Raw genomic sequence first — 6625 nt, forward strand, 5'->3', positions numbered from 1 at the left:
AGAGGCCGTCCGCCCATAAATGCGGGCGGTCCTTAAAGCCGCATAAACCGGTAAGCGGAAGCACATAAAGCGACGAACATACAAATGTTTTCAAAAAAGTTCGTATGCCTATTGACGAAGTAGGATCAACGGTGCTACACTTAGTTTGCGACCAATTATATAATATTGGTCGCAAACTAAGAAAGGGAGATGATAGGATGCCCCTTAGAGTATTTACCATGAAGGAGCGGGAGGAGCTGCGGGTAAAAATGCTGAATGAGGGCTTTGCCCTGATTAAGCAGCACGGGATGACCCACGCTTCCGTGGGAAAAATTACGCAGGCGGCAGGACTTGGTAAAAGCACATTTTACAACTTTTTTTCGTCTAAGGAGCAGTTTGTTACCGAAATTATTGAATTTCAGAGGGACCGTTCCAAAGAGTATTTTGACCAGATTCTTGACGGGCGGGAAAAAATGACTGCCGCCGAGGGCAAAGCGTATTTGAAAAAGATTGTTTTCAGCCGAGACAGCATCTACCAATATCTCACGGCGGCGGATATGGAAAAGCTGAAGGCTGTCTCGCCTGTTGAATACTGCAATCCGGACGACAGTGCCTACGATAAGCGGGAAGCCTGGATTATGCACGCTCTCTTCGACCATATGGAGCATGTGCGCAAGGATTTGAATATCCATGTTGTTGCGAATTTAATTAAGCTCATGGCACTGGCAAAGATCAACAGAGACACGCTGCACGCCGATGTGCTGGATGAAACGCTGGAGCATATCTACGGGCTTCTGTTTCATCTTGTTTTTGAAGGCAGCGACTAAAAGGCGTTTTTTTGTCCAGAGGTTAGCTAAAACTAACTTAAGAAAGGAAAAATAATATGAAGCAATTGCCAAAGACCCCGAAAAGAAAGCAGGGACTCTCCCGCCTTTTTGAACTAGCGGGCGGAAAAAGAAAAAAGCTGGTCTTCGCGTGTTTTCTTGCGGTGCTTTCCTCAGCGGCAAGGATTGTGCCGTTTTTCACTATTTATGGCGTGGTGCGGGAACTGCTGGTGCATTACACGCTTGTGGCGGAGGTGGACGGCGGACGCATTGTCTTTCTTGCCGAAGTAACGTTCGGGGCGGCGCTGATTTACGGTGTATGCGCCTATTTCTCCTCCGCCATATCACACACGGCGGCTTACGACATTATTTATGAGCTGCGCATACAGTTGATGGACAAGCTGGCCCGGATTTCCTCCGGCTATTTTACCGGCACCACACAGGGCGCCATTAAAAAAATTATTTCGGACGACGCGGAGCAATTAGAGGCATTTATTGCCCATCATATCTGCGATATTGCCGCTGCAATTGCCACGCCGGTGTTTACCCTGCTGTATCTCTTCGGAATGGACTGGCGGCTGACGCTGGTAACGCTTCTGCCTATCTGCATTTCCCTGTGCCTGCTTTCCGCCTGTCTGAAGCAGCCTGACAAGGCGGCGTTACAGGTGGAGCTGCACGACAGTCAGGAAAGAATGCAGGGAACCATTGTCGAGTACATTCACGGGATGAGCGTTGTAAAGGTATTTAACCGGTCCCTTAGCGCGTTTGGGCGCTATGAGAACGACCTGAACGCCTTTGCCGATATCGTAAGCCGCACGGCCCATGCCAACGCAAAGCCCATAGGGGCATATTACGCTTTTTTCGGTGCGCAACTCATGTTCTTGCTGCCTGCGGCGCTGGTGCTGCTTCCCACGGCAAAAAGCTATCTTGATTTTCTGCCGGTAATTCTGCTGTTTTTTCTGGTAGGCGGCGGACTGAAGGAGCCGATGGAAAATATGATGCAGATGGTAATTATGTCAAATCGGATTGTAGAGGGCGTGAACCGAATTGACAATATTTTGACGCAGCCGGAGCTGGGGGAAGACGGCACAGGAAATCCCCAGACCTATGACATTACGTTTGAAAACGTATCTTTCTCCTATGGGCAGGACCTTCAAGCGGTGTCGGAGGTAAGCTTTTCGGTCCCGCAGGGAAGCGTGGTGGGCCTTGTGGGTCCGTCCGGCGGCGGAAAATCTACGCTGGCGCAGCTTCTGCTGCGATTTTACGAGCCGCAGGCGGGAAGCATTAAAATCGGCGGAGTGGACATACGGGAAATTCCACCCAACCGGCTGATGAGCCTGGTGTCCTGCGTATTTCAGGATTCCGTGCTGTTTCACGATACGGTGGAACGGAACATCCGCATGGGAAATACTCAGACAAGCCTTGAAAAGGTGGAGCAGGCGGCAAAAAATGCAGGTATCCATGACGTGATTCAGGCACTGCCCAATGGGTATCAGACGGTGGTTGGCGATTCAAACGCGTATCTTTCCGGCGGGGAAAAGCAGCGGATTGCCATTGCGCGCATTTTCTTGAAGGATTCGCCCATTGTGATTTTGGATGAAGCCACGGCTTATGCAGACGCGGATAATGAGGCAAAAATACAGGCAGCCTTTGCTGCGCTTTCCAAGAACAAAACCGTGCTGATGATTGCCCACAGGCTGAAAACGGTGGAAAAGTCCAGCCGTATTCTGGTTTTGGAAAAGGGGCGTCTGGTGGGCAGCGGAACCCACAGCGAGCTGCTGCGGGACTGTGAGCTGTATAAAAATTTGGTGGATGCGAATGAGCGGCGGGACCGCTGGAGCATTCGGCAGGAGGATGCTTGCGTATGAATATGAAGCAGTGGTTTGAAACCGTGACGCTGGGGCAGCCCGGGCAATATCTGCGGCTGCTGCGCTGGAGCTTATTCGACAGCATTGTGATGAGCGTGCCCTACGGATTGATGCTGGGGGCGGTCTATTATCTGCTCGTGCCCTTGGAAAGCCCGGGTACACCCCTGCCCGTGCAAAATTTATGGATGTTTGCCGGCGGCCTGCTGGCACAGTTCATTGCCTATAACTTTATTCGCCAAAAGACCTATCTGGACGCGTGCACAGGCTTTGCCGGCATTATCAGAGATTCCCAAATTACGTTGGGAGAGCACCTGCGCCGTCTGTCCATGGGGTTTTACTCCAATCGGGACGCAGGAAATCTCTCCACGGTCCTTTTGCGAGATTATCAGACCATCGGGGACCTCGCTCAGCAATTGCTGCCTCAGGTGGCGGTCATTCTGATCCGCTTTGCCTTGGCCATCGCGGTGCTCTCCACCTTCGACTGGCGGATGACAGCCTCGGTATTTCTGGTCATTCCGCTGGCCCTGCCCTTTGCGTTTCTCAGCCTGCGGAAAATGGGGCATATCAGCGCGGACCTTCAAAAATCCCAGCAGGAGGTTTCGTCCCGCATTCTGGAATATGTGGGCGGGATTCAGACCCTAAAGGCATTTAACATGGCAGGTGAGCAGTTTGAAAGTCTGAAAGCATCCTTCGAGCGGCAGCGCAGCTCCGCCATTCGGTTGGAGACGGGGGCGGCGGCTCCCGTGAGTATGCTGGGCCGGTTCGTGCTAAACTGCGGAATGGGCATTGTGATGCTAATGGGCGCCGTGCTTCTCACACGGGGCGAACTGCACCCCTTTTACTACATTGCGTTTCTGATCCTCACGCTTACAATTTACGAGCCTGTGCTGACCCTCTTTACCTTTATTGCCGATTTTGCCCGGACCCGCCGCAGCGGGCAGCGAATTGCAGACCTTTTCGCGGAAGAGCCGCTGACCGAGCCGGAAGAGCAGGAGATTCCCAAGAGCACGGACATTACCTTTGACCATGTTTCCTTTTCGTATGGGGAGACGGAGGTTCTCCACGACATTTCTCTCTGCTTCCCCGCGCGCAGCGTGACGGCGCTGGTTGGCCCCTCCGGCTCTGGAAAATCCACAATTACGCGTCTGGCTGCCCGCTTCTGGGACCCGACGGGGGGTGAGGTCCGCCTTGGCGGTGCGAATATCCGGCATATGAAAGCCGACGAGGTTTTAGAGCGCGTCAGCATTGTATTTCAGGATGTCTACCTGTTTCACGATACCATTGAGGAAAATATTCGGATGGGGCGCGCCAACGCCTCGCTGGAAGAGATTATTGCGGCGGCAAAAACGGCGGCCTGCCACGATTTTATTATGGCGCTTCCAAACGGATACCGGACGGTGGTTGGGGAAGGCGGGTCAACGCTCTCCGGTGGAGAAAAGCAGCGGATTTCCATTGCCCGCGCTCTGCTGAAGGATGCCCCCATCGTTTTGCTGGATGAAGCCACCGCCTCGCTGGACCCGGAAAACGAGGTATTGATTCAGCAGGCCATTTCGGCACTTGTGGCGGATAAAACCGTGCTTGTGATTGCACACCGGCTTCAGTCCATTATGAGCGCGGACAGCATTATCGTTCTGGAAAATGGTCGCGTGGCAGAAAGTGGGACTCACGAAGCGCTTTTGGCCCGGGAGGGTCTGTATGCCCATCTCTGGGAGGAGCAGAGCCGCGCGGGAAGCTGGCAGCTCGGACAATAATTGACCGAAAATTGCCTGCAGCTCTTAAAGAAAATGGATTTCCATACAATGGCGAAAGCGCAGGAGTGCGGGCTTACGGCCTGCACTCCTGCGCTTTTTTTAACTGCCCGCAGATTTCTGTTGAATTTGAAAATGTTTAGGAGTAAAATGCAGTTAGATTAAACTAACCAAAGCTTGCCGGGGGCCTCTGCCCTGCGGGAGGAAATACTCGGCCGTATTTTTTTATAGGAGGAAAGAAGGAGTGAAAGTCAGTCACATTATATACCGTGTTCAGAATTTGGAGCAGGGTGTGAAAGCGTTTCGGGAAAAAGGCTTTGTGGTAGAATACGGCAGAGAGAAAAATCCGATCAATGCCTTGGTTTACTTTTCCGAGGGCCCTTATTTTGAGCTTCTGACAGGCACGAAAATGCCCGCAGCAGCGAAAAAAACGTTTCGCCTTTTGGGGCAGGGAAAGCTGGTTGACCGTCTGGATTCTTATGACGCCCACACAGGCGGTCCCTGCGAGCTGGCGCTGGAAAACTACGCGGAAAATTTGGAGCGCGAGAACGCCATTCTTAAAAAATATGGGTATACAATGTTTCAAACGCCTTCCCGCCGCAACGATACGAAGGGCCGCAAGCTTCAATTCAGGGTGGGCGCTCCGAATGATCTCCAAATTCCGTTCTTGATGACCTATTTTAACATTGATCCCAAGCCGAAGGGGTTTGTCCACCCCAACGGCGTATCGAAAATCAGCCACGTTACATTTGGCACAAGATCGGAGCTGTTTCCGCTGATACGGGAGCTGTGCGACGATGAACTGTTGGAGTTAAAGGCAGGTAACGGAATAACCGATATTGAATTTTCCTATGCGCCGGGCCGGAATACCCCGGTCGTTTTATAAAAAATATCGACGGGTTGAGAGCGAGGCCTTAAAGGCCCCGCTCTCAGCGCGTAAGACACGGCTTGTGGATGCCGAGGAGGGGCAATGGGATGCAGATATCCGCTTGTGGTGCAGGAGCTTCTCCCACTGCGCCACACAGCAAAACTTAAAAAACGGGTCGGATAAAGAGAAACCGTGAGCGGTGCGGTTGTAGCGGCTGCGCATATATTGGCGGCTCTACCGGCCCCACTGGTGCTGATGGCGCAACTGGCCCCACCTCACCAGGACTATCGGGCGTATTTCAGGCCGGAATTTCCAGTATGTCTTCTCCTGACTTAACGGTAGGAAATGGCGAGTGTCTTATTTTCGGTACTCCGGTTAATAATAATATCTATTATAATCCAGCGACCGGACAGTTTCCCATTCTACCATTTACGACTATTTATCTGAATTGGAATATTGCAGTAGCCTCTGGCGTTGCAGAGCCTGCTTTTGGGGCATCACTGGATGGATTAATCTATGAAGCCGTCGTATATAATGGGACGCCAGCCCATTTGTCCCGCTCTGCTGTTTTCCAAACAGGAACAAATCCCGTCGTGATGTGTATAAAAAATTGTAGTGGTTCAACTGTCACGCTTGAGTCCTGTGCTCCTCGAGGGGGAATATCAATTTCGGCCTTCCCTAATCAATAAGCTTTCCTTTTTCAACTCTATTTTTTACGCAATAACTTCGGGCCGCCAGAACTCGGCTCGAAGTTATTCTTATTAAAACGCTGGTTATTCATATTACCAACATCTAAAATTACAATTAGAAACCACAACTATAGTTGCTAGTTTTTTCTGAGCAGACGACAAGCAAACATGAGTAAAAACAATAATATTTCCCAAGCGGCACACACCGTAAGAGAGCGTGTAACCGCACAAAAGGTGGTTGGAATTTTAGTAGTTTCTTATAAGAGTGAAAAACTTAGGGTGGCAACATGACGGCTCATTCTGCGCATGATTATGGGATAGTATGCCCTCCTCGCGTGTAACTTGCCTCTGACCGTTTGTGACTTGCCTTTGTACTAGTGTGCATGTTCTAAAAACTCAAGAGGTATTTTCTGCCCGCCCCAATGGATGGACTGAATTTGATATACTATACCCGTACAAAATCTGCACGAATAGCCAAACTAAGGTTTTCCACAAACTCAACAGACGGCCTTCGGGAACATTTTTCCCGGAAGTCTGCTTCCTTGTGTGTTAATGCGGAGACGCGCTCTTTTAATTTGCGCAACTTATTCTATCTAAGGGGGTGCGGACAAAATCTTGTACTATGCAAGCCCTAGATTTTGTCTATACT

General features: G+C 50.9%; 4 protein-coding genes. All 4 read left to right on the forward strand.

The annotated features are described in order from the left end of the window. The first annotated feature begins 197 nt into the window (after positions 1–197). The 4 genes from RTK01_RS15370 (at position 198) to RTK01_RS15385 (ending at position 5305) form a co-directional block, all read left to right on the forward strand. On the forward strand, positions 198–806 hold the full coding sequence (locus tag RTK01_RS15370; RefSeq protein WP_312281816.1) for a TetR/AcrR family transcriptional regulator: 609 nt from the start codon (positions 198–200) through the stop codon (positions 804–806). 56 nt (positions 807–862) lie between these two features. Next, positions 863–2671 (forward strand): ABC transporter ATP-binding protein, encoded by a 1809-nt coding sequence (locus RTK01_RS15375; RefSeq protein WP_397353036.1) that lies wholly within the window; start codon positions 863–865, stop codon positions 2669–2671. Next, on the forward strand, positions 2668–4422 hold the full coding sequence (locus tag RTK01_RS15380) for an ABC transporter ATP-binding protein (RefSeq protein WP_312281818.1): 1755 nt from the start codon (positions 2668–2670) through the stop codon (positions 4420–4422). Before RTK01_RS15375 ends, RTK01_RS15380 begins: the two co-directional genes overlap by 4 nt. A 241-nt stretch (positions 4423–4663) precedes the next feature. Beyond that, complete coding sequence (locus tag RTK01_RS15385) at positions 4664–5305, forward strand: VOC family protein (RefSeq protein ID WP_312281819.1); 642 nt, start codon at positions 4664–4666, stop codon at positions 5303–5305. Positions 5306–6625: the final 1320 nt, after the last annotated feature.

Source organism: Oscillibacter sp. (assembly GCF_031978065.1).
In the GTDB taxonomy this organism is placed as follows: domain Bacteria; phylum Bacillota; class Clostridia; order Oscillospirales; family Oscillospiraceae; genus Oscillibacter.

Bases quoted from the DNA above. Each gene is read 5' to 3' on its own strand.
- RTK01_RS15370 (WP_312281816.1), top strand. From the start codon at position 198: ATGCCCCTTAGAGTATTTACCATGAAGGAGCGGGAGGAGCTGCGGGTA.
- RTK01_RS15375 (WP_397353036.1), top strand. From the start codon at position 863: ATGAAGCAATTGCCAAAGACCCCGAAAAGAAAGCAGGGACTCTCCCGC.
- RTK01_RS15380 (WP_312281818.1), top strand. From the start codon at position 2,668: ATGAATATGAAGCAGTGGTTTGAAACCGTGACGCTGGGGCAGCCCGGG.